This is a genomic window from Pseudomonas asgharzadehiana, from assembly GCF_019139815.1.
Lineage (GTDB): Bacteria > Pseudomonadota > Gammaproteobacteria > Pseudomonadales > Pseudomonadaceae > Aquipseudomonas > Aquipseudomonas asgharzadehiana.
The window spans coordinates 6,021,177-6,043,158 of the sequence record NZ_CP077079.1 but is presented as its reverse complement, the minus strand read 5'-3'; the positions used below and the strand labels follow the sequence as shown (position 1 = coordinate 6,043,158).

General features: G+C 62.3%; 21 protein-coding genes and 1 other RNA gene. 11 read left to right on the top strand and 11 right to left on the bottom strand.

Going from position 1 to position 21,982, the window contains the following annotated elements; translation table 11 throughout:
• Positions 1 to 14: 14 nt before the first annotated feature.
• Positions 15 to 668 (top strand): gamma-glutamylcyclotransferase, encoded by a 654-nt coding sequence (locus KSS96_RS27555; RefSeq protein WP_017530865.1) that lies wholly within the window; start codon positions 15 to 17, stop codon positions 666 to 668.
• Here the strand turns inward: KSS96_RS27555 and glpT are convergent.
• A complete protein-coding gene (glpT, locus tag KSS96_RS27550) occupies positions 665 to 2,002 on the bottom strand; it encodes a glycerol-3-phosphate transporter (protein ID WP_017530866.1) in 1,338 nt (445 codons plus the stop codon). The genes KSS96_RS27555 and glpT overlap by 4 nt on opposite strands.
• 198 nt (positions 2,003 to 2,200) lie before the next feature.
• Positions 2,201 to 3,178: an NADPH:quinone oxidoreductase family protein gene (locus KSS96_RS27545; RefSeq protein WP_217855542.1), complete on the bottom strand. Its 978-nt coding sequence runs from the start codon at positions 3,176 to 3,178 to the stop codon at positions 2,201 to 2,203.
• Between the two features lie 150 nt (positions 3,179 to 3,328).
• On the opposite strand from KSS96_RS27545, the gene KSS96_RS27540 reads away from it, so the two are divergent.
• Positions 3,329 to 3,736, top strand: coding sequence for a flagellar basal body-associated protein FliL (locus tag KSS96_RS27540; protein WP_017530868.1), 408 nt, complete (start codon positions 3,329 to 3,331; stop codon positions 3,734 to 3,736).
• Here the strand turns inward: KSS96_RS27540 and KSS96_RS27535 are convergent.
• The 5 genes from KSS96_RS27535 to KSS96_RS27515 form a co-directional block, all read right to left on the bottom strand.
• Positions 3,726 to 5,747: an acyltransferase family protein gene (locus KSS96_RS27535; RefSeq protein ID WP_217855541.1), complete on the bottom strand. Its 2,022-nt coding sequence runs from the start codon at positions 5,745 to 5,747 to the stop codon at positions 3,726 to 3,728. The two genes, KSS96_RS27540 and KSS96_RS27535, sit on opposite strands and share 11 nt — an antisense overlap.
• A gap of 81 nt (positions 5,748 to 5,828) precedes the next feature.
• Complete coding sequence (locus KSS96_RS27530) at positions 5,829 to 6,947, bottom strand: ABC transporter permease (protein WP_017530870.1); 1,119 nt, start codon at positions 6,945 to 6,947, stop codon at positions 5,829 to 5,831.
• Positions 6,947 to 9,670, bottom strand: a complete 2,724-nt coding sequence (gene rbbA, locus KSS96_RS27525; protein WP_017530871.1) for a ribosome-associated ATPase/putative transporter RbbA — start codon at positions 9,668 to 9,670, stop codon at positions 6,947 to 6,949. Before rbbA ends, KSS96_RS27530 begins: the two co-directional genes overlap by 1 nt.
• Positions 9,667 to 10,632 carry an HlyD family secretion protein gene (locus KSS96_RS27520; RefSeq protein WP_026067501.1) on the bottom strand — a complete coding sequence of 322 codons (966 nt, stop codon included), beginning with the start codon at positions 10,630 to 10,632 and terminating at the stop codon, positions 9,667 to 9,669. Before KSS96_RS27520 ends, rbbA begins: the two co-directional genes overlap by 4 nt.
• A gap of 69 nt (positions 10,633 to 10,701) precedes the next feature.
• Entirely contained in the window at positions 10,702 to 11,151 is a 450-nt protein-coding gene (locus KSS96_RS27515; protein WP_017530873.1) for an EVE domain-containing protein, read from the bottom strand.
• A gap of 195 nt (positions 11,152 to 11,346) precedes the next feature.
• On the opposite strand from KSS96_RS27515, the gene KSS96_RS27510 reads away from it, so the two are divergent.
• The gene (locus KSS96_RS27510; protein ID WP_017253679.1) at positions 11,347 to 11,496 is read left to right on the top strand and encodes a hypothetical protein; all 150 of its coding nucleotides are present in this window, start codon (positions 11,347 to 11,349) and stop codon (positions 11,494 to 11,496) included.
• 7 nt (positions 11,497 to 11,503) lie between these two features.
• On the opposite strand, the gene KSS96_RS27505 is transcribed toward KSS96_RS27510, so the two are convergent.
• From KSS96_RS27505 to KSS96_RS27490, 4 genes are all read right to left on the bottom strand, one after another.
• Positions 11,504 to 12,133, bottom strand: coding sequence for a 5-formyltetrahydrofolate cyclo-ligase (locus KSS96_RS27505; RefSeq protein WP_068935511.1), 630 nt, complete (start codon positions 12,131 to 12,133; stop codon positions 11,504 to 11,506).
• Positions 12,134 to 12,191: 58 nt separating this feature from the next.
• A non-coding RNA gene (ssrS, locus tag KSS96_RS27500) (6S RNA) lies at positions 12,192 to 12,370 on the bottom strand.
• Between the two features lie 30 nt (positions 12,371 to 12,400).
• Positions 12,401 to 12,718, bottom strand: coding sequence for a cell division protein ZapA (locus tag KSS96_RS27495; RefSeq protein WP_017530875.1), 318 nt, complete (start codon positions 12,716 to 12,718; stop codon positions 12,401 to 12,403).
• On the bottom strand, positions 12,715 to 12,924 hold the full coding sequence (locus tag KSS96_RS27490; RefSeq protein ID WP_007982902.1) for a TIGR02449 family protein: 210 nt from the start codon (positions 12,922 to 12,924) through the stop codon (positions 12,715 to 12,717). Before KSS96_RS27490 ends, KSS96_RS27495 begins: the two co-directional genes overlap by 4 nt.
• A 139-nt stretch (positions 12,925 to 13,063) precedes the next feature.
• Between KSS96_RS27490 and KSS96_RS27485 the strand changes: the two genes are divergently transcribed.
• The 8 genes from KSS96_RS27485 to gcvT all read left to right on the top strand — a co-directional run bounded on the left by KSS96_RS27485 (position 13,064) and on the right by gcvT (position 21,975).
• On the top strand, positions 13,064 to 13,621 hold the full coding sequence (locus tag KSS96_RS27485) for a YecA/YgfB family protein (RefSeq protein WP_015886444.1): 558 nt from the start codon (positions 13,064 to 13,066) through the stop codon (positions 13,619 to 13,621).
• Between the two features lie 20 nt (positions 13,622 to 13,641).
• On the top strand, positions 13,642 to 14,964 hold the full coding sequence (gene pepP, locus KSS96_RS27480; RefSeq protein WP_017530877.1) for a Xaa-Pro aminopeptidase: 1,323 nt from the start codon (positions 13,642 to 13,644) through the stop codon (positions 14,962 to 14,964).
• The gene (gene ubiH / locus KSS96_RS27475; protein ID WP_017530878.1) at positions 14,961 to 16,148 is read left to right on the top strand and encodes a 2-octaprenyl-6-methoxyphenyl hydroxylase; all 1,188 of its coding nucleotides are present in this window, start codon (positions 14,961 to 14,963) and stop codon (positions 16,146 to 16,148) included. Before pepP ends, ubiH begins: the two co-directional genes overlap by 4 nt.
• Entirely contained in the window at positions 16,141 to 16,626 is a 486-nt protein-coding gene (locus KSS96_RS27470; protein ID WP_017530879.1) for a DUF4442 domain-containing protein, read from the top strand. Before ubiH ends, KSS96_RS27470 begins: the two co-directional genes overlap by 8 nt.
• 9 nt (positions 16,627 to 16,635) lie before the next feature.
• On the top strand, positions 16,636 to 17,853 hold the full coding sequence (locus KSS96_RS27465; protein WP_175404223.1) for a 2-octaprenyl-3-methyl-6-methoxy-1,4-benzoquinol hydroxylase: 1,218 nt from the start codon (positions 16,636 to 16,638) through the stop codon (positions 17,851 to 17,853).
• A gap of 95 nt (positions 17,854 to 17,948) precedes the next feature.
• Positions 17,949 to 18,956 (top strand): extracellular solute-binding protein, encoded by a 1,008-nt coding sequence (locus KSS96_RS27460; protein ID WP_065879285.1) that lies wholly within the window; start codon positions 17,949 to 17,951, stop codon positions 18,954 to 18,956.
• Positions 18,957 to 19,119: 163 nt separating this feature from the next.
• A complete protein-coding gene (locus tag KSS96_RS27455) occupies positions 19,120 to 20,736 on the top strand; it encodes an ABC transporter permease (RefSeq protein ID WP_065879286.1) in 1,617 nt (538 codons plus the stop codon).
• A gap of 156 nt (positions 20,737 to 20,892) precedes the next feature.
• A complete protein-coding gene (gcvT, locus tag KSS96_RS27450; RefSeq protein WP_217855540.1) occupies positions 20,893 to 21,975 on the top strand; it encodes a glycine cleavage system aminomethyltransferase GcvT in 1,083 nt (360 codons plus the stop codon).
• Positions 21,976 to 21,982: the final 7 nt, after the last annotated feature.

Below are 21,982 nucleotides of genomic sequence, written 5' to 3'. Positions count from 1 at the left end.
CACCGCTTTTCGCCATGACCGCCATAGAAACCGATCTTCTGCAATTGGCTTACCCTCCGCGGCTCGATCTGGGGCCGCAACTCACTCACGAACAGTTGATGAGCTCGATGCAGGCCACCATGGGCCGGCATAAAGGTGGGCCGGTCTGGCTATTTGCGTACGGTTCGCTGATCTGGCGCCCTGAATGTTCATCGAGCGAGCGTGTGCGTGCGCGGGTCCATGGCTATCATCGCGGCTTGTACCTGTGGTCTCACGAGCATCGGGGGACGCCGGAATTGCCGGGGTTGGTGTTCGGTCTGGACCGCGGCGGCTCGTGCAGCGGGTTTGCCTACCGCTTGCCGGAAGACCAGTTGGAGGCCTCGCTTTACGCCTTATGGCAGCGCGAGATGCCTTACCCTTCCTACCGGCCGCACTGGCTCAGCTGCCGCCTCGAAGATGGCAGCCAGGTGCAGGCTTTAGGGTTTGTATTGGAGCGGCACTTGCCCAGCTACGCCGGTAACTTGCCGGATATCGTGCTCAACCATGTGCTGCAAAGCGCTTGCGGGCGTTACGGCACCACTCGCGATTATGTCGAGCAGACCGTGAACGCCCTGCGCAGCCACGCCATGCCAGATAAGAATCTGGAGGCGCGGCTCAAGCGTTGTGCCAAGGGTTGCCCAGGCGATTAACGCGCCGAGCTGACGCTATTGGTGTGCCACAGCGTCGGGACCAGGAAGGCGATCGCCAGCAGGCACGCGCCGATCAACAGGACGAAACCGCCGTCCCAGCCGAAATGGTCCACGGTGTAGCCCATGGCCGCGCTCGCGGCCACCGAGCCGCCCAGGTAACCGAACAGCCCGGTGAAGCCCGCAGCCGTGCCGGCGGCCTTCTTCGGTGCCAGCTCCAACGCCTGCAGGCCGATCAGCATGACCGGGCCGTAGATCAGGAAACCGATGGATACCAACGCGATCATGTCGACCATTGGGTTGCCCGGCGGGTTGAGCCAGTACACCAGGGTCGCCACGGTCACCAGCGCCATGAACACAATGCCGGTCAGGCCGCGGTTGCCACGGAAGATTTTGTCCGACATCCAGCCGCATAGCAGCGTGCCCGGTATGCCCGCCCACTCATAGAAAAAGTAGGCCCACGACGACTTGTCGACCGTGAAATGCTTGGCTTCCTTGAGGTAGGTAGGGGCCCAGTCCAGCACGCCGTAGCGCAGCAGGTAGACGAAGACGTTGGCGAAGGCGATGTACCACAGCATTTTGTTGCGCAGCACGTATTTGACGAAGATTTCCTTGGCGCTGAATTCTTCTTCATGGCTGGCATCGTAGCCTTCCGGGTAATCGTTCTTGTACTGTTCGATAGGCGGCAGGCCCACCGATTGTGGGGTGTCGCGCATGGTGATGAAGGCAAACGCCGCCACCAGCAGGGCCACGGTGGCCGGGACATAGAATGCTGCATGCCAGTCGTTGAACCATGCCATGCCCAGCAGGAACAGTGGGCCGATCAAGCCGCCGCCGACGTTATGCGCCACGTTCCATACCGACACCACGCCGCCGCGTTCTTTCTGCGACCACCAGTGCACCATGGTCCGCCCGCTTGGCGGCCAGCCCATGCCCTGGGCCCAACCGTTGATGAACAGCAAGATGAACATCATGGTCACGCTGGAGGTGGCCCAAGGCGCGAAACCGAAAATGAACATCACACCCGCCGACACCAGCAGGCCGAAGGGCAGGAAGTAGCGCGGGTTGGAACGGTCCGACACCAGGCCCATGAGGAACTTGGACAGGCCGTAGGCAATCGCGATGGCCGACATCGCCAGGCCCAACTGACCCCGGGTGTAACCCTCGTCGATCAGGTAAGGCATGGCCAGGGAGAAGTTCTTGCGCAGCAGGTAGTAGCCGGCATATCCGAAGAAAATACCGGCGAAGATCTGCCAGCGCAGGCGTCGGTAGGTGCTGTCTATTTTTTCTTCAGGCAGGGGCGCCTGGTGTGCGGCAGGGCGAAAGAAAGCAAACATTCAAGAGCTCCAAATTTCTTGTTTTGACTGCGGATGCGAATGTTACAGTTTCGTTACCGAAAATAGCATCGCCTCTTGGCGGCAAACACAGGAAATGAGAGCAATTGCATGTTCTCTTACGAACATGTCGCGAATAGGTAAGACGTGGTCGGTATCGAGTTCTGCAGGGCCCTGGAGATCCAAATGTGGGAGGGGCGCTCAGCGGATCTGGACGACCACCTTGCCCACCGCCTTACGCTGCCCCAGATCATTGATAGCCTGCGCGGCCTGTTCCAGCGGATACACCTGCGACACCAGTGGCTTGAGCTTGCCCTCGCCATACCAAGTGAACAGTTGCTGGAAGTTCGCCGCATTATCCTGCGGCTGGCGCTGGGCGAACGAGCCCCAGAACACCCCCACCACCGCCGCACCCTTGAGCAGCGCCAGGTTCACCGGCAGCTCGGGAATGCGTCCGCTGGCAAAACCCACCACCAGCAAACGGCCATTCCAGGCAATGGCGCGGATGGCCTGGTCGAACAGGTCGCCGCCGACCGGGTCGTAGATCACATCGGCACCGTTGCCGTCGGTGAGGCGCTTGATCTCGTCCTTCAGGCTGGTTTCGCTGTAATTGATCAGTTCATCGGCACCGGCGGCCTTGGCCACGGCGAGTTTGTCGGCGCTGCTGGCGGCGGCGATCACGCGAGCGCCCATGGCTTTGCCGATTTCCACGGCGGCCAGGCCCACGCCGCCGGAGGCGCCGAGTACCAGCAGCGTCTCGCCGGGTTGCAGGTTGGCCCGCTGCTTGAGCGCGTGCATCGAGGTGCCGTAGGTCATGCTGAAGGCGGCAGCGGTATTGAAGTCCATGCTCGGCGGGATCGGCAGCACGTTGTAGCCCGGCACCGCGACCTGTTCGGCAAAGCTGCCCCAGCCGGTGAGCGCCATGACCCGGTCACCCACTTTCAGATGGCTGACCTTTTCCCCCACCTCGCTGACCACGCCCGATGCTTCGCCGCCCGGTGAAAACGGAAAGGGTGGCTTGAACTGGTATTTGCCTTCGATGATCAGCGTGTCCGGGAAATTCACCCCTGCTGCGTGCACATCCAGCAGAATTTCATTCTTCTTGATCGCCGGGCTGGCTGTCTCTTCCAGCACCAGGGTTTCGGCGGGGCCGAAGGCTTTGCACAGCACAGCTTTCATCGGGCTATTCCTTTTGGTGTCGTGGCCGATAAGTGTAGAAGGGTGCGCCCCCGGGTCAACGAGCATGCCCCGGCCTGATAAGTCGCCATAAGCTTGTACTCAGCCTTGCTAGCGTTATGCTACCCGGCAACCGAATTCGAGGAATGAACTGTGAAAGCGTGGATCCTGTTGATGCTGGCCCTGACCCTGCCGATGGCAGCCCAGGCCGAAGAAGCCAAAGAAGGCGAGGCGCCGAAGGTCAGCTATATCAGCCTGAGCCCGCCTTTCGTGGGTAACTACGGCCTGGACGGCACGGCGAAACTCAAGGTGTTCAAGGCCGATATCGCCTTGCGCGTGACCGGTACCGAAGCCGCCGCCGCCGTCAAAGCCAACGACGCGTTGATTCGTAACCAATTGGTGGCGCTGTTCACCCAGCAGACCAACGACGCTATGAGCACTGTCGAAGGCAAAGAGAAACTGCGTCAGGAAGCCCTCAAGCAAACCCAGCAAGTAATGAACGACGAAACCGGCAAGCCGGTAGTGGAAGACCTGTTGTTCAACAACCTGATCATTCAGTAGCCGGCGGCGTCACACCCCAGATCTTCAGCAACGCTGCGCTGAAGGATGGCTCGAGCACGCGGTTGCCGTGGCCGCTGAGGTGGTTTGAGTCAAAAAACAATGGCTTGGCGTTTGCGTCATAGGCCGAGCAGATCGGGCCGGGGCACAGCAGCGGTAGCGGATCCCAGGCGTGCAACGCCGGATAGCTTGCCTGCAGCTGTTGCAACAACGCCATTTGCGGCGCGCGGAGCCGTTCAAGTTGGTCCCGCGCCATCGTCAGGCCAGGCGCGCAGACGGGGTTCATGCGGTTGAACGCATCCGAGCAGCGGTTGGGCGCGGCCTTGAACAGCGGCTTGGGCGCATCGATCAGCACAGTCAGCTGCGCGTTCTGCAAACGGCTTAACAGCGCGTCGGCGGCCAATCGCGCCGCTTCAATGTTATCGGCCGTCAGTTCGCCCAAAGCGTCATCGACCATGGCGGCCTCACCTTCGCGCCACGCCCGTCCGGCCAGCTCCGGCATGCGCAGCGAGGCGAGGAATACCACGTCGCCCGGCTTGGCGCGGGCCAAGATCTCCTGGAGTTGGGCTTCTCGCAACGCCGCGCAATGTGCAGGGTCCGGGCCGATCAGGCTGACGACGCCGCAACCGCCTTGTTCGTACTCCGTCACGGTTACCCCCAGTTTGAGCGAGACGAGCTTGAGCAAGGTGCGGTAGGCCGCGGTATGCGAATCCCCCATGACGAACAATTGCCGTCCCTTCAGGCGTGGGTCGTCGAGGCGGGCAAAATCTTCCTGGGGATAATGTTTGTAGGCGTACCAGGTATAGGTATCGCGGGTCTGGCTGAGTGACAGCGTCGATGGGTTGACCGACACCCACAGCGCGCCCAGCCACATCAGGCCGGTGACACTCAAACCGGCCGCAAACGTGAACCCCGCCTTGCGTTGCACCGCCGAGTGGCCGCTACGGATCGGTGTTTCTATCCAGTGATAGGACGCTGCCGCAAGCAGCGCCACCAGCACCGGGTAGAGCCACTGCACGATCAGCAGCTCCATCCCGACGGTCCAGCGCAGGAACACCGCGACCGGCCAGTGCCACAGGTACAGCGAATAGGACAGCCGGCCGATATACGTCGCCAATGGAGTTTGCAGCACGCGCTGCAACGCACCGGGCGAGCTGTCGGCGCGCAATACGATCCCCGCGATCATTAACAGCGAGCCGGCCACGGTGACCATGGCCCAGGGGTAGGGAAACTGCCGGGGTTGGGCGAACAGGAAACCGACCATCACCAAGCCCAGGCCACCGATCAACAGGGCAGGGGCCAGCCGATTGAGGCGGGGCGTGACATCGCGGGTGCCGATGGCTTGAAACAGGATGGCGCCGGCGGCCAGCTCCCAGAAGCGCCCAGGCAACAGGTAAAACGCCGACAGCGGCGCGACCTTTACCTGATACGCGCCGATGATCATCGAGGCAATCGCCAACAGCGGCAGCACTGCCCAGGCAAACCCGACCCGTTGCCGATAACGCAGCCATATAAAGAACAGCGCGGGGAATATCACATAGAACTGTTCCTCAACCCCCAGTGACCAGGTATGCAGGTAGGGGTTGAGTTCGGCGCTGGGCGAGAAGTAGGTGTCGGTGTTCCAGGCCAGCACCAGATTGCTCAGGCCAAAAAAGGCCGCCAGGCCCGTGCGATTGATCAGCTCGCTGAGCCAGTATTGCGGCATGAACATCGCGCTAAGCACAACACTCACACACAGCACGGTCAGCAATGCGGGCATGATGCGTAGCAATCGGCGCCGGTAGAAGTCCGCCAGGTAACGGCCCAAGCTCAGGTCGCGGCGCTCCCATAGCGACTGGCTGATCACATACCCGGAAATCACGAAGAACATATCTACGCCGGTAAAACCGCCGGGCAACAGGCTGAACACGTCCAAGTGGAAGACGATGACGCTGAGAACCGCAATGGCCCGCAGGCCATCGATGGCCGGTTTGTAGGTGCTGGCGAACTGGGACACGCGAAGGTCCTTGGGCATGAGCGAGCCCCGGATTCTGCCAAAGCCTGCGCCGGGTGACGACTAGCCGTTCGGACAGGTATGCGACCAGGTGTTACCCGATCAGGACGCCAGGCTTTTGCGGAACCTGGCCAGTGCCACGGCAAAAAACAGCAAGCCAATCGCGGCCAGCGCCAGCAAATCCGGCCACACCACGCTGACGCCCGCATCCCGGAACAGAATCGCCGCGCTCAGGCTCACAAAATGCGTCGACGGCGAGCCCTGCATCACCCACTGCAACCATTCGGGCATGCTGTCCAGCGGCGTACTGCCGCCGGAGAGCAGCAGCATGGGGATGATCACCGGGATCGCCAGCAAGCCGAATTGCGGCGTCGAGCGGGCGAGGGTGGCGAGGAAGATCCCCAAGGCGGTGCTGGCAAACAGATACAGCGCGGTCACCAGCAAAAACAGGCTCAGCGACCCGGCCAGCGGCACGCCAAGCAAACCTTTGACCACCACCTCCAGCGACACCCAGGTGCACAGCACCACCACCAGCATGTTGCTCCAGATTTTTGCCAGCATGATTTCCAGCGCGGTCAGCGGTAGCACCAGCAGGTGATCGAGGGTGCCGTGTTCGCGCTCACGCAACAGTGCGGTGCCGGTGAGTACGATGGCGAGGATGGTGATGTTGTTGACGATCTGGATCACCGCCAGGAACCAGCCGCCTTCCAGGTTGGTATTGAATAACGCGCGGGTGGTCAGCCGTGCCGGGGACTGCCTGGCGGCGTCGGCCTGGCCGCTGTAGTCAAGCCACTCGCGCTGGAAGATGCGCCCGATGTAGCCGGCGCCCATGAAGGCCTGGCTCATGGCCGTGGCATCCACGTTCACCTGCACGCCCGGCTCGCGGCCTGCCAGTAGGTCGGCCTGGAAGTTGGCTGGCACATTGACCACAAAGGTGTACTGGCCACTGTCCATCACCTTGTCCAATTGGTCATAGGCCAGGGGCACCGGTGGGTGGAATTCCGGCGGTTGCAGGGCCTCGGCCATCTGTCGTGAGAGCGCGCTGTGATCCTCATCGACAAACGCCACGCTGGCGTTGTGCACGCCAATCACTGAGCCGGCGGCGGGCATGTAGATGGCGACGGTGAAGGCGTAGAACAGAAACAGCAGCAGCACGCTGTCGTGGCGCAGGCTGGTGAGTTCCTTGATCCCCAGGCGCAGGATGTGCGTGAACTTATGCATCACACCTCCTGCTTCTTGAGCATGACCAGGCTCAGCCCGGTGAACCCGACGAAAAACCCGAACAGCGCCAGGCACTGCGGCCACAGTTGGCGCAGGTCCAGGGCCTTGGTAAAGGTACCCACCGCGATATCCAGGAAGTGCCCGGCCGGAAACAGCGTGCCCATCAGCGCGGCCGCGCCCTCCAGCGAGGAGCGCGGCACGATCAGCCCGGAAAACTGGATGGTCGGCAGGCTGGTGATGATCATGGTGCCGAGGATGGCCGCGATCTGCGTGCGGGTGAACGCGGAAATCAGCAGGCCCATGCTGGTGGTGGCCAACACATAGAGCAGGCCGCCAAACGCAAGCGTCAGGCCGCTGCCCTTGAATGGCACACCCAATAGCCACCGGTTCATCGCCACCAGCAGCGCCAGGTTGACCAGGCTCACGGCCAGGTACGGCGCTTGTTTGCCCAGCAGGAATTCCAGGCGCGTCAGCGGCGTGGCGTAAAAGTTGGTGATCGAGCCCAGTTCTTTCTCGCGCACGATGCCCAAGGCGGTGAGCATCGCCGGGATAAACGCCAGGATCAGCGCCATCACGCCGGGGCCGATGGCGTTCACACTGACCACGTCCTGGTTATAGCGAAAGCGGGTCTGCAGCTTGGCGCCGGTTTGGGTGCTGCGCGGCAGGCTGCTCAGTTCGGCCAGTTGCTGCAGGTTGCCCTGATGCACGGCTTCTACATAGTTGCGGCTGGTTTCTGCGCGAAACGGCATGCCACCGTCGAGCCAGGCGGCGACCGTGGGTTGGCGCCCGGCATAAAGGTCGCGGCCAAACCCCGGCGGGATCTCCAGGGCCAGTTTGATTTCCGAGCGCTGCAGGCGCCGGTGTAATTCTTTGGCGTCTTGGATCGGCGCTTGCTCGGCGAAGTAGCGCGAGCTGCGAAAGGCCTCCAGGTAGGCGCGGCTCTGCGGAGTCTGGTCTTGGTCGTAGACGGCGAAGGCGAGGTTTTCCACGTCCAGGGAAATGCCGTAGCCGAAGATCACCATCATGAACATCGCCCCGAGCAGGGCGAAGGCCATGCGCACTTTGTCGCGCAGCAACTCTTTGCCTTCGCGGCTGGCCACAGCCAGTAGTCGAGACAGGCGCAAGCCGTGTTTGCTGATGGGCGGTGGGCCTGTTTCGCTGACGGTGTCGGCTGGCGCCGTGGGTTTGGGGCCGGGTTCGCCTTGAGCCTGTTCCAGGCACGTCACGAACGCGGCTTCCAAGGTGTCGCCATGGAACTGCCGCTGCAAGGCATCAGGGGTATCGCAGGCCAGTACCTTGCCCGCATGCATCAACGAGATGCGGTCGCAGCGCTGGGCTTCGTTCATGAAATGGGTGGACAGGAAAATGGTCACCCCTTGCTCGCGCGACAATTGGACCAGCAGCCGCCAGAAATCATCCCGCGCCGCTGGGTCGACACCCGATGTGGGCTCATCAAGGATCAGCACTTCCGGGCGATGCAGCACGGCGACCGCCAGGGACAGGCGTTGGCGCAAGCCCAGGGGCAATTCGCTGGAGGGTTGCTCGGCCACCGCGCCAAGGTCAAAACGCTGGATCAATTCATCAATGCGCGGGCCGCTGTCGGCCTTGGGCAGGTCGAACAGTTGCGCGTGCAATATCAGGTTCTGGCGCACGCTGAGTTCGCCATACAGCGAGAAACTCTGTGACATGAAGCCCACGCGTTTACGGGTGGCCAGGTCCTTGGCGTTCACTGGGTTGCCCAGCAGCGTCGCACGGCCTTCGGTGGCGGGCATCAGCCCGGTGAGGACTTTCATGGTGGTGGTCTTGCCGCAGCCGTTGGAACCGAGGAAACCGAAAATCTCACCCCGGCCGATGGCAAAGCTGACCTTGTTCACCGCCGTAAAATCACCGAAACGCAGCGTCAAGTCATGCGCTTGGATAGCGATATCGCTGCTGGCGCCTACGCGCGGCGGTATCACCAATGGCTGGTTGCCATGCGCGCTGTCGCCCTGAAAGTGGGTGAAGGCTTCGTCCAGTTTGCCGCTGGGCGTCACTGCCGCCAGTTCGTGGCTGAGGCCGTCGGCGATCAGTTTGCCGCGGTCGAGCATCAGGCAATGTTCGAACTGCTCGGCTTCCTCCATGTAGGCCGTGGCCACCAGCAGTGTCAGTTGCGGGCGCCCACTGCGTACGGTGTCGACCAACTCCCAGAAGCGACGACGCGACAGCGGGTCGACGCCGGTGGTGGGTTCGTCGAGGATCAGCAAGTCCGGGTCGTGGATCAGCGCGCAGCACAGGCCGAGTTTTTGCTTCATGCCGCCCGAGAGTTTGCCCGCCGGGCGCTCGGCAAAGCGCGCCAGGTCGGTGGCCAGCAGCAGGTTGTGCATGCGCTGGTTGCAGTCGGCTGTAGACAAGCCGAACAGGGTGGCGAAGAAGCGGATGTTCTCGCTGATCGACAATTCGGGATATAGATTGCCGCCCAGGCCCTGAGGCATAAAAGCAATGCGCGGGTAAAGGTTGTTGCGGTGTCGTCGGTCGTCAATGGCGCCGCCGAGCACCTCCAGTTGCCCTGTCTGAAGCTTTTTGACCCCGGCGATCAGCCCCAGCAGGGTTGATTTGCCCGCCCCGTCCGGGCCGATCAGCCCGCAGCGTGTGCCGGCGGGCAGGCTGAACGCGATGTCGAGCAGCGCCTGTTGTTGGCCGTAACGGTGCTGGATGCCCGTGGCGTGCAGCGCCAGGCCGGTCATTGCAGGTTGGCCGGCCAATCGATGTCGGCGGTGCGCACGTAGCCGGCACCCGGCATGCCGGGCTTGGCCTGGGGTACGGCGCTGGGTTGGGTCAGGCGCAGTTTGACGCGAAATACCAGTTTTTGGCGTTCATCGCGGGTTTCCACTTCCTTGGGGGTGAATTGCGATTTGGCGGCGACAAAACTGATTTTCGCCGGCAGCGGCTGGTCGGGCAGGGCATCGAGCAGAATCCGCGCGTCACTGCCGACGGTCAGGCGGCCCGTGACGGAGGCGGGCAGGTAAAGGTTCATGTACTGATCATTTGGGTCGATGAGCAGCAACACGCGTCCACCCGCGCCGAGCACTTCGCCGGGTTCGGCCAGGCGCAGCTGGATAACGCCGTCGATGGGCGCGCGCAGGCTGCTGTCGTCGATTTCACTGGTGAGCTGGGCGACCTGGGCCTGGGCGGCACCGATGGCGGCCTTGACCGAATTGACCTGGGCTTGGGCAGCAATCACGGCGGCGTTGCCGGTGTTTTGGCGCGCTTGCTGCTGGTCGATCAATTGGCTGCTGGCGAAGCCGCGCTTGTACAGCTCTTGGGTGCGCTTGAGTTCCTGGCTGGCCAGCAGTTGTTCGCTTTGGCGCAGTTGCACATTGGCTTGGGCGGCGGAGAAGTTTTCCTTGGCGCGCAGCACTTCGGCTTCGGCCTGGGCGCGTTGGGCCTCCAGGGTGCGGGTGTCCATGCGCGCAAGCAGTTGGCCCTTGAGTACCTTGTCGCCTTCATCCACCCGCACGTCGGCCAGACGCCCGGGGATCTTGGCGGCGATCTGCACTTCGGTCGATTCCAGACGGCCATTGCCCATGCTCAGGCCAGGGGGCAGGCGGTCCTGGATGGAACGCCAATAACCAAAGCCGCCGGCGCCCAGCAACAGGGCGATCAAGGCGATGGCGAAAACGCGGGAGGTGTGATGGTTCGTCGACATGGCGGCTTCCTGCGGCATTAGCGTCCTAGTTTGAGCGGTTTGCCCCGAGCAGGGCTTGATGCCGGTCAGCTAAAGCAGGTTGATCACGGCGGCCCATTGCTCGGGCGTCACGGCCATCACCGACAGCCGGCTGCCTTTTTGCACCAGGGGCAACTCGGCGAGGGCGGTTTGCTGTTTCAGGTAACCCAGGCCCAGCACTCGGGGAAACGTCTGGACATGCGCGACGGTGATCGCGCTCCAGGGGTTTTTCTGCGCGGTGGCCTTGGCGTCGAAATAATGGCTGTCCGGCTCCAGCGCGGTTGGGTCCGGGTAGGCTGCCTTGACGATTTTGCCGATGCCGGCAATACCCGGCTCAGGGCAGCTGGAATGGTAGAAGAAGAACTCGTCACCCACGGCCATGGCCCGTAGAAAGTTGCGCGCCTGGTAATTGCGCACCCCATCCCAGCGGGCTTCGCCGAGGGTTTCCAAGCCGTTGATAGAGAGTTCCTCGGGCTCGGATTTCATCAGCCAGTAGGCCATTTTTGGGCTCCTGAAAAAGGCAGTGGGCAAGTTGTCTGGCAATTTGATGACAAACCGACAGTCGGTTGGCGTCAAGGTTTGCGTGTTGGTTCACGTTATCGCAGAATGCCGGGATTTTAAGCTTGACGCAGCTGCAACGGACTACTTTGGAACGTTGTTGTCATCGTGTACGAGGTGCCTGAAGGGGGGCAATCGATGCAACGTAAACCGGATTTACTATGGATTTTGGTGATTTTGTTTGGTCTGGGCGTCGTGACCACCGGGTATGCGCAAAGCTTGTGGTCGAACAAGACCGATGCACCGGTGGAGCTGACTCAACAGCAGTCGCAACCGTTCAAGCGTTAACCCTTACTCAAGACGCCGCTGCTTCCAGCGGCGTTTGTGCCACATACCACCGCTTATCGGTGACGGTGCCCGCCAGCGGCACATCCCAACTGGCCTGTGCCAATCGATTGACCTTCTGACATTCATGGGCCAGGCCCAATAGCGTCGGCTTGCGCCAGCGTTGACGGCGCGCCAGGTAGGCCAGGCTGCGGTCATAGAAACCGCCGCCCATGCCCAGGCGCCCACCGCTTTCATCGAACCCCACCAATGGCAGCAATACCAAGTCGAGCGCCCATACCTGGCGTTGGCATTTGGCATTGCCCCGTGGTTCCAGAATGCGAAAGCGATTGGGCAGCAGCTTTTCCCCAGGCCGCACGCGCTGGAACACCATCTTGGTTCGCGGCCAGGCGCTCAGTACCGGCAGATAGGTAGCCTTGCCTCGGCGCTGGGCGGCACCCAGCAACAGGCGCGGATCGATTTCACCGTCCGTCGGCAGATACAGGGAAATATGCTTGGCCCGGCGAAACAGCGGGTGCTGTGCCAGTTGCCGATACAGGCCATGGGCGGCCTTGCGCTGCTCGCTCGGCGTGAGGGCGCGGCGGGCCTTGCGCAACATGCGTCGAAGGTGCGGACGTGAAAGCGGCGCAGGTTCGGTCATGGGGTTTGGGCTCATAAAACAATGCCAGTCCGGAGACTGGCATTGAGTTTGGGAATTCAGGCTCCCCGACAGAGCCGCTGTCGACTTAGCCCTTGAACCCGAAAGTTCAAGGTGGAAGATGCAGTAGGCTTTAAGGCTTTCCGTCTAGCGGACATGCACACCAGCCCAACGTGCAACTTCCAGGGTAGTGCGAATCGGCTCAGGGACATCGCCGACTGGCAAACACGCCAGGGAGTGGGGCGAGTATACCTTAAACACCGGCAGCAATCAGCCCTTGGGTGCGTCCGAATCGCTGGACAGCACCAGATCCACGCGTTCAAGCAGGTCACGCACTTGCTCGCGGGTCGAACCGTTGGCCTGTACATCCGGGCGTTCCTGCTTATGCAGCAGGTCGTGGGTAATGTTCAGCGCGGCCATCACGGCAATACGGTCGGCGCCGATCACTTTGCCGCTGCTGCGGATCTCACGCATCTTGCCATCCAGGTAGCGGGCGGCGCTCACCAGGTTGTTACGCTCTTCCTGGGGGCAGATGATCGAATATTCTTTGTCGAGAATCTGCACGGTGACGCTATTGCTTGAACTCATGAGTCTTGCTCCAGGGCCTTCAGGCGCGAAATCATCGATTCGACCTTACGCCGAGCGATTTCGTTTTTTTCAATGAGGTGAGCGCGTTCCTCGCGCCAGGTCTTTTCCTGAGCTAATAGGAGTCCGTTTTGACTCTTAAGTTGCTCGACCCGAGTAATTAGCAATTCGAGTCTGGCCATCAGCGCTTGCAGGTCGGTGTCTTCCATTGGGTTCCACTGGATTTTGTCTGATGAATGGCAACTGCAGGATAAACGATCTGACGCCCTCGATAGTCTTGGTACGTCTGCCGGTGCTAGGATACAGCGCTCCATTCTAGACATTGCGCCGTCTGGCGCCTAGCTCACCATGCCCATTCAGAACTCCCCGTACGATGCTTTTTCCAAACTGCTGAGCACCAGCGGCCATCCATGCTCGCCTGCCGAACTGCACGGCGTGTTGTTGGGCCGCAGTTGCACCGGTGTCGGCTTCGATGCCGACAACTGGCTGGCCGATGTGGCCGAGCTGCTGGAAACCGAACCGACCGACAACGTGCGTAACGCGCTGATCGGCCTGCAAGAGATGGTCAAGGGCGAGCTGACCGGTGATGACGTCACCGTGGTCTTGCTGCTGCCGACCGACGACGCGCCGCTCACCGAACGCGCCGCCGCACTGGGCCAATGGTGCCAGGGCTTCCTCCATGGTTTCGGCGTGAACGCCGGCGGCCTGGAGCTGAGCACCGACGCCAAGGAAGTGCTGCAGGACCTGGCCGCTATCTCCCAAGTGCAAGATGCCCTGGAAGAGTCCGAAGACGGTGAAGGCGACTACATGGAAGTCATGGAATACCTGCGCGTCGCACCCTTGCTGCTGTTCACCGAGACCAAGAAGTCCGCTGAGCCTGCCGCACCCAAGCCTTCGCTGCACTGAGAAAGGAAGCCCATCTGCCCATGATCCATATCCCCAAAGCGGAATACACCCGGCGCCGCAAGGCGCTCATGGCGCAGATGGAACCCAACAGCATCGCGATCCTGCCGGCCGCCGCCGTGGCGATCCGCAACCGCGATGTCGAGCATGTGTACCGCCAGGACAGCGACTTCCAGTACCTGAGCGGCTTCCCCGAACCGGAAGCGGTGATCGTGCTGATGCCCGGGCGCCAGCATGGCGAGTACGTGCTTTTCTGCCGTGAACGCAACGCCGAACGCGAACTGTGGGATGGCCTGCGCGCCGGTACCGAAGGCGCTATCCGCGATTTTGGCGCTGACGATGCCTTCCCCATCACCGATATCGACGACATCCTGCCCGGCCTGATCGAAGGCCGCGACCGGGTGTACTCGGCCATGGGCAGCAACGCCGAATTCGATCGCCACCTCATGGAGTGGATCAACGTGATCCGCTCCAAGGCCCACCTGGGGGCGCAACCGCCGAACGAATTCGTTGCCCTGGATCATCTGCTGCACGACATGCGCCTGTATAAATCGGCGGCGGAAGTGAAAGTGATGCGCGAGGCCGCGCGGATTTCCTGTGCGGCCCACGTCAAGGCGATGCAGGCCAGCCGCGCCGGTTTGCATGAGTTCAGCCTGGAAGCCGAGCTGGATTACGAATTCCGCAAGGGCGGCGCGAAAATGCCCGCCTATGGCTCCATCGTCGCCGCCGGGCGCAACAGCTGCATCCTGCACTACCAACAGAATGACGCACCGCTCAAGGACGGCGACCTGGTGCTGATCGACGCCGGTTGCGAGATCGACTGCTACGCCAGCGACATCACCCGCACCTGGCCGGTCAATGGCAAGTTTTCACCTGAACAGAAAGCGATCTACGAGATTGTGCTGGCCTCGCAAGAGGCCGCCTTCATGCAGATCGCACCGAACAAACACTGGAACCAGGCCCATGAGGCGACGGTGCAGGTCATCACCGCCGGGTTGGTGAAGCTGGGGTTGCTGCAGGGGGACGTCGACCAACTGATCGCCGACGAAGCCTACAAACCCTTCTACATGCACCGCGCCGGCCACTGGCTGGGCATGGATGTACACGATGTGGGCGAATACAAAGTGGGCGGCGAATGGCGCGTGTTGGAAGCCGGTATGGCACTCACCGTGGAGCCGGGCATCTATATTTCTGCGGACAACCAGAACGTGGCAAAGAAATGGCGGGGCATTGGCGTGCGCATCGAGGATGACGTGGTAGTGACCAAGCAAGGCTGTGAAATCCTGACCGGCGGCGTGCCCAAGACCGTCGCCGAGATCGAAGCCCTGATGGCGGCTGCACGATGAGCCGGGTCAACCTGGCGATCATCGGCGGCGGCCTGGTGGGCGCCAGCCTGGCGCTGGCGTTGCAGGCCGGGGCCAAGGCCCGGGGTTGGAAGATTGTGCTGATCGAACCGTTCGCACCGGGTGACAGCTACCAACCCAGCTACGACGCACGCTCGTCGGCGTTGTCGTTTGGCGCCCGCCAGATTTATCAGCGCCTGGGTGTGTGGCAGGCTATCTCCCCGCGCGCCGAGCCGATCAAGCAAATTCACGTATCGGACAAAGGCCGCTTCTCCACCGCGCGCTTGTCTGCCATGGAGGAGGGCGTGCCGGCGCTGGGCTATGTGGTAGAAAACGCCTGGCTCGGCCAGTGCCTGTGGCAAGGCCTGGACAAAGACGTGGTGAGTTGGCGCTGCCCGGCGGAAGTCGCGCGCATGGAGCCGCTGCCCGATGGCTATCGCCTGACCCTCAACGATGAAACCGTACTCGAATGCGACCTTGCGGTACTCGCCGATGGCGGCCGCTCCGGCTTGCGCGAGCAATTGGGCATCGGCGTGAAAACCCGGCCGTACAACCAAAGCGCGCTGATCGCCAACATCACCCCAAGCGAGTCCCACAACGGCGAAGCCTTCGAGCGCTTTACCGATGAAGGCCCGATGGCCTTGCTGCCGCTGCCGGACAACCGCTGCGCGCTGGTCTGGACCCGCATCGGCATGGACGCCCAGCGCCTGGCGGCCCTCGACGAGCGCAGTTTCCTGAATGAATTGCAGGGCGTGTTCGGTTACCGCCTGGGCACGTTGAAACAAGTCGGCGCGCGACATCTGTATCCGCTGACCTTGGTAGAAGCCGAAGAGCAAGTACGCTCGCACCTGGCGATCCTCGGCAATGCCGCCCACAGCCTGCACCCGATTGCCGGGCAGGGGTTCAACCTGTCCCTGCGCGATGCGAACGCTTTGGCCGAAGCCCTGCTGGCCGGGCCGGCGGTGCCGGGCGACCTGGCCACATTGCAGGCTTATCGCGAGCGCCAACGCCTGGACCAGAAGTTGACCGTGGGTTTCTCCGACCAAGTCACGCGCCTGTTCGGCAGCGCGCAACCGTTGGTGGCATTGGGTCGCAATATGGGCCTGCTGGGCCTGGACCTGTTGCCGCCGGCCAAGCGCTGGTTCGCCCGTCAGGCCATGGGCCTGGGTACGCGTCCCGATGCTTAAGTGGCTGATCGAACGGCTGGGCAAGGCGCGGCTGTTGCGCTGGGTCATGACCCTGTACCCGCCGTACCTGGGGGCCGGGGTCAGCGTGCAGCACATGAGCGCTGATTTTCGTCACGTCAAAGTGCGCATGGGCCTGGGCTGGTACAACCGTAATTACGTCGGCACGCAGTTCGGCGGCAGCCTGTACTCGATGGTCGACCCGTTCTACATGCTGATGCTGATGGAGAACCTGGGCCGCGACTACATCGTGTGGGACAAGGCCGCGAGCATCGACTTTATTTCGCCGGGCAAAGGCCCGGTGTACGCCGAATTTTTTATCGACGATGCGTTGTTGGATGAAGTGCGTCGGCAGACCGAAGGCGGCGAGAGGTATTTGCCGCACCTCAAGGTCCAGATTCATGACGGCGCCGGCACGCTGGTGGCGCGTGTCGACAAAACCCTTTACGTGCGGCGCAAGCCGCCAGCGAGACAGGCTTAAAGCATGGACATGCGCGCAGATGTGCTGATTGTCGGGGCCGGAATGGTCGGAAGCGCCCTGGCGCTGGCGTTGCAGGGCAGCGGCCTGCAGGTGCTGCTGCTCGACGGCAGCCCGCTGAGTGTCAAACCGTTCGACCGGGATGCGGCCTTCGAACCCCGTGTGAGCGCCTTGTCGGCGGCCAGCCAGCGCATCCTCGAACGCCTTGGCGTATGGGAAGGCATCGTCTCGCGTCGCGCCAGCCCTTATGGCGAGATGCAAGTGTGGGACGGCAGCGGCACCGGGCAGATCCACTTCTCGGCGGCCAGCGTACACGCCGAAGTACTCGGGCATATCGTCGAAAACCGCGTGGTACAGGACGCCTTGCTTGACCGCCTGCACGACTGCGACCTGGGTTTGCTGGCCAATGCGCGGCTGGAGCAAATGCGTCGCTCCGGCGATGACTGGCTGCTGACCCTGGCCGATGGCCGTACCTTGCGCGCGCCGCTGGTGGTCGCCGCCGACGGCGCCAACTCCGCTGTGCGCCGCCTCACCGGTACGGCGACCCGTGAATGGGACTACCTGCATAACGCCATCGTCACCAGCGTGCGCAGCAGCCAGCCGCACCAGCGCACCGCCTGGCAACGCTTTACCGATACCGGCCCGCTGGCGTTTTTGCCGCTGGAACGGGACGGGCAAGAGGATTGGTGTTCGATCGTCTGGTCGACCACGCCGGCTGAATCCGAACGCCTGATGGCGTTGGATGACCCAAGCTTCTGTCGTGAACTGGAGCGCGCTTTTGAAGGGCGCCTGGGTACGGTCGTCAATGCCGACCCACGGGTTTGCGTGCCGTTGCGTCAACGTCACGCCAAACGCTACGTGGCCGAGGGGCTGGCATTGATCGGCGATGCGGCTCATGTGATCCACCCGTTGGCTGGGCAGGGCGTGAACCTGGGTTTCCTTGATGCGGCGGTGCTGGCCGAAGTGTTGTTGTCGGCGACCGAACGCGCTGAGCGTCTGGCGGATGTGAAAGTGCTGAGCCGTTACGAACGCAGGCGTATGCCCCACAACCTGGCGCTGATGGCGGCGATGGAAGGTTTCGAGCGGTTGTTCCAGGCCGATCAGCTGCCGTTGCGCTGGCTGCGCAATGCCGGCTTGAAGATGGTCGACCAGATGCCCGAAGCCAAGGCGGTGTTTGTGCGCCAAGCCTTGGGCTTGACCGGCGATCTGCCGGAACTCGCCAAGCCCTGAGGGGTTTGTGCAACATCTGGTAACGCCTCCGTTGAGCGTTACCAAATGTGAGTCCTTATCATTTGCTCTCTTTTTGCAAATGAGAGACCGCACCCATGTTGGCACCCAAGCGCCTCCTGACTGTCCTGGCACTCACCCTCATCGGCAGCACCAGCGCCGTGCGGGCAGCCGACGAGGTGGTGGTCTACTCCTCGCGCATCGACGAGTTGATCAAGCCGGTGTTCGACGCCTACACCCAGAAGACCGGTGTGCAGGTGAAGTTCATCACCGACAAGGAAGCCCCGTTGATGCAACGCATCAAGGCCGAGGGCGAAAACGCTACCGCCGACCTGCTGCTGACCGTGGATGCCGGCAACCTCTGGCAAGCCGAGCAGATGGGCATCCTGCAACCGTTCACCTCCCCGGTGATCGACAAAAACATCCCCTTGCAATACCGCTCATCCGCTCACGCCTGGACGGGTTTGAGCCTGCGCGCGCGGACCATCGCCTATTCCACCGCCCGGGTAAAGCCGGAAGACCTGACGACCTACGAAGCCCTGGCCGACAAGCAATGGGAAGGTCGCCTGTGCCTGCGCACTGCCAAGAAGGTCTACAACCAATCGCTGACCGCCACCCTGATCGAAACCCACGGCGCGGCCAAGACCGAAGCAATCGTCAAGGGTTGGGTGAATAACCTGTCCACTGACGTGTTCTCCGATGACATCGCCGTGCTGGAAGCCATCAACGCCGGGCAATGCGACGTGGGCATCGTCAATACCTACTACTACGGTCGTTTGCACAAGCAGAAGCCGGACCTGGCGGTGAAGCTGTTCTGGCCGAACCAGGGCGACCGTGGCGTGCATGTGAACCTGTCGGGCATCGGCCTGACCAAGCACGCGCCACACCCGCAAGCGGCCAAGGCGCTGGTGGAATGGATGACCACGCCTGAAGCACAACAGATTTTTGCCGACGTGAACCAGGAGTTCCCGGCCAACCCGGCAGTGCCGCCTTCGGCCGAAGTGGCCACGTGGGGCAAGTTCGTCGCGGACACCTTGCCGGTGGAAGTGGCGGGTAAGCGCCAGGCCGAGGCGATTCGGTTGATGGATCGGGCGGGCTGGAACTGAATACAATCTGCAGGACGCCGCAGTTCTGAATGTGGGAGGGGGCTTGCTCCCGATGGTGGTGGATCAGTCACTGATGAGTAGACTGACACTCCGCCATCGGGAGCAAGCCCCCTCCCACATTGGAGTGTGGTGTTTTTCGAGTTTATTTACTGAGAGCTGACCCTTGGCCCACCCCGCCCAACGCCGCTGGTACCTGCCGGTGTTCACCGTCGCCGCCCTGGTGCTGCTGCCGCTGAGCGTGCTGTTGCTGTCCTGGCAAAGCATCGACCTACAGATCTGGTCCCACCTCTGGGAAACCCAGATGCCACGCCTGTTGGGCAATACCCTGACGTTGGTGGTGGGCGTCGGCATAGGGGTAACGCTGCTGGGTGTCAGCCTGGCCTGGCTGACCAGCCTTTGCGAATTCCCCGGGCGGCGGTGGCTTGACTGGGCGTTGATGCTGCCGTTCGCCATCCCGGCGTATGTGCTGGCCTTCGTATTCGTAGGCCTGCTGGACTTTTCCGGCCCGGTGCAAACCCTGCTACGCGAGTGGTTCGGCACGGGCTTGCGCCTGCCACGCGTGCGGTCCACCAGTGGCGTGATCATTGTGCTGGTGTTGGTTTTTTACCCTTACGTTTACCTGCTGGCGCGTAGTGCATTCCTGGCCCAGGGCAAAGGCTTGATGGAAGCCGCGCGCGTGCTGGGGCAATCGCCGTGGCAAGCGTTCTGGCGTGTGGCCCTGCCCATCGCGCGGCCGGCGATTGGCGCCGGGGTCGCCCTGGCGTTGATGGAAACCCTGGCAGATTTCGGCGCAGTCTCGGTGTTCAACTTCGACACCTTCACCACCGCCATCTACAAGACCTGGTACGGCTTTTTCAGCCTGTCCAGCGCGGCGCAACTGGCTAGCCTGTTGCTACTGGTGGTGATGCTGGTGCTGTACGGCGAACGCCGTGCCCGTGGGGCCAGTCGGCCCGGCAATGAGCGGCCACGGGGCAAGGCGTTGTACCACCTGACGGGGTTCAAGGCGGCAGCGGCCAGCATGTGGTGTGGCCTGGTGTTCGCGTGTGCCTTTGTGATTCCCGTGCTGCAACTGATCGCCTGGTTCTGGCAGCGCGGCCGCTTCGATCTGGATGAGCGTTATTCGGGCCTGATCATCCATACCCTTTACCTGGGCGGCATCGCGGCGCTGATCACGGTGAGCGTGGCGCTGATGCTGGCGTTTGCCAATCGACTGGCGCCGACCCGGGCGATCCGTTCCGGTACCGGCCTGGCCAACGTCGGCTACGCCTTGCCAGGCTCGGTGCTGGCGGTGTCGATCATGCTGGCGTTCAGCTATTTGGACCGCGAAGTGGTGGTGCCGCTGTCGGGTTGGCTGGGCGGCGCGGGCAAGCCGTTGCTGCTGGGCAGCCTGTCGGCGCTGGTGCTGGCGTATCTGGTGCGTTTCCTGGCGGTGGCCTACGGGCCGCTGGAAAACAGCCTGGCACGTATCCGTCCATCGTTGCCCGAGGCGGCACGCAGTCTGGGCGTGAGTGGCCCGCGACTGTTTTGCAAAGTGTATCTGCCGCTCTTGCTCCCCGGCACCTTGAGCGCCGCGCTGCTGGTGTTTGTCGATGTGCTCAAGGAAATGCCCGCCACCCTGCTGATGCGCCCGTTTGGCTGGGACACCCTGGCGGTGCGCATCTTTGAAATGACCAGCGAAGGCGAGTGGGCGCGGGCTTCTTTGCCGGCGCTGACATTGGTGTTGGTCGGCCTGTTACCGGTCATCGGGCTCATTCGACGCTCCGCCCGCTCCATCAGTTAGGTGTCAGTCCTACGGCTTGCGGCTACAATGCGCGGCATTCGGTGCGCTCCGTCTTTCGGATCGCGTTGTTGTTTGTGGCTGCAGCCCCTGTAATTCAAGGGGTTCAGCCGGTACAGCGACGCTGCGCACCCTCGCCACGCCCGGAAGGAGAAACCCATGGGACAGCGTACGCCTCTGTATGACCTGCATCTCGCCCTTGGCGCGAAAATGGTCGATTTTGGCGGTTGGGATATGCCTCTGCACTACGGCTCGCAAGTTGAAGAACACCACCAGGTTCGACGCGACTGCGGGGTGTTCGACGTATCTCATATGACCGTGATCGATGTCACAGGCCCCCAGGCCAAGGAATGGCTCCAGCACCTGCTGGCCAATGACGTTGACCGTTTGCATGGCTGCGGCCGTGCGTTATACAGCGCCATGCTCAACGAGAGGGGCGGCGTGGTGGACGACATGATCGTGTATCGCACCGAGGCCGCTTACCGACTGGTGGTCAACGCCGCCACCCGCGACCAGGACATGGCCTGGATGCAGGCCCGACTGGGTAGCTACAACGTGCAGATGCATGAGCGGCCCGAGCTGGCCATGCTGGCCATTCAAGGCCCCCATGCCCGGCAGAAGATTGCCGAGCTGGTCACCCAGTCACGCAGCAGCCTGATTCACCAGCTCAAGCCCTTTGAAGGCCAGGCCGATGGCGATTGGTTTATCGCTCGCACGGGGTATACCGGCGAAGACGGCTTGGAGATTGTCCTGCCTGCCGATCAGGCCCCCGGTTTTTTCAACGATCTGGTGGGCGCCGGTATTTCACCTATCGGCCTGGGCGCACGGGACACGCTGCGCCTGGAGGCTGGCATGAACCTGTACGGCCAGGACATCCACCAGGATGTTTCGCCCCTGGCGGCCAACATGGCCTGGAGCATCGCCTGGGAACCTGCTGGGCGTAATTTCATCGGCCGCGCTGCGTTGGAAGCAGAGCTGGCGGTGGGCGTGCAGTTCAAATTGGTCGGGCTGGTGCTGGAAGAACGCGGGGTTTTACGCGCTCACCAGGTGGTTCGTATCGCCAATGTTGGCGAAGGGGAGATCACCAGTGGTAGTTTCTCTCCTACGCTGAGCAAATCCATTGCCCTGGCGCGTGTACCGACGGCGACTGCCGATCGGGCCGAAGTGGAAATCCGCGGCAAGTGGTACCCGGTTCGGGTGGTCAAACCGACCTTTGTGCGCCATGGCAAAACCTTGATCTAACTATTTC

Coding starts and splice junctions, on each gene's coding strand:
- KSS96_RS27465 (WP_175404223.1), top strand. CDS start 16,636: ATGCGCGCAGATGTGCTGATTGTCGGGGCCGGAATGGTCGGAAGCGCC.
- KSS96_RS27530 (WP_017530870.1), bottom strand. CDS start 6,947: ATGCATAAGTTCACGCACATCCTGCGCCTGGGGATCAAGGAACTCACC.
- KSS96_RS27545 (WP_217855542.1), bottom strand. CDS start 3,178: ATGAAAGCTGTGCTGTGCAAAGCCTTCGGCCCCGCCGAAACCCTGGTG.
- KSS96_RS27490 (WP_007982902.1), bottom strand. CDS start 12,924: ATGGAAGACACCGACCTGCAAGCGCTGATGGCCAGACTCGAATTGCTA.
- KSS96_RS27515 (WP_017530873.1), bottom strand. CDS start 11,151: ATGGCCTACTGGCTGATGAAATCCGAGCCCGAGGAACTCTCTATCAAC.
- KSS96_RS27460 (WP_065879285.1), top strand. CDS start 17,949: ATGTTGGCACCCAAGCGCCTCCTGACTGTCCTGGCACTCACCCTCATC.
- KSS96_RS27495 (WP_017530875.1), bottom strand. CDS start 12,718: ATGAGTTCAAGCAATAGCGTCACCGTGCAGATTCTCGACAAAGAATAT.
- KSS96_RS27520 (WP_026067501.1), bottom strand. CDS start 10,632: ATGTCGACGAACCATCACACCTCCCGCGTTTTCGCCATCGCCTTGATC.
- rbbA (WP_017530871.1), bottom strand. CDS start 9,670: ATGACCGGCCTGGCGCTGCACGCCACGGGCATCCAGCACCGTTACGGC.
- gcvT (WP_217855540.1), top strand. CDS start 20,893: ATGGGACAGCGTACGCCTCTGTATGACCTGCATCTCGCCCTTGGCGCG.
- KSS96_RS27470 (WP_017530879.1), top strand. CDS start 16,141: ATGCTTAAGTGGCTGATCGAACGGCTGGGCAAGGCGCGGCTGTTGCGC.
- pepP (WP_017530877.1), top strand. CDS start 13,642: ATGATCCATATCCCCAAAGCGGAATACACCCGGCGCCGCAAGGCGCTC.
- KSS96_RS27485 (WP_015886444.1), top strand. CDS start 13,064: ATGCCCATTCAGAACTCCCCGTACGATGCTTTTTCCAAACTGCTGAGC.
- ubiH (WP_017530878.1), top strand. CDS start 14,961: ATGAGCCGGGTCAACCTGGCGATCATCGGCGGCGGCCTGGTGGGCGCC.
- glpT (WP_017530866.1), bottom strand. CDS start 2,002: ATGTTTGCTTTCTTTCGCCCTGCCGCACACCAGGCGCCCCTGCCTGAA.
- KSS96_RS27535 (WP_217855541.1), bottom strand. CDS start 5,747: ATGCCCAAGGACCTTCGCGTGTCCCAGTTCGCCAGCACCTACAAACCG.
- KSS96_RS27555 (WP_017530865.1), top strand. CDS start 15: ATGACCGCCATAGAAACCGATCTTCTGCAATTGGCTTACCCTCCGCGG.
- KSS96_RS27505 (WP_068935511.1), bottom strand. CDS start 12,133: ATGACCGAACCTGCGCCGCTTTCACGTCCGCACCTTCGACGCATGTTG.
- KSS96_RS27510 (WP_017253679.1), top strand. CDS start 11,347: ATGCAACGTAAACCGGATTTACTATGGATTTTGGTGATTTTGTTTGGT.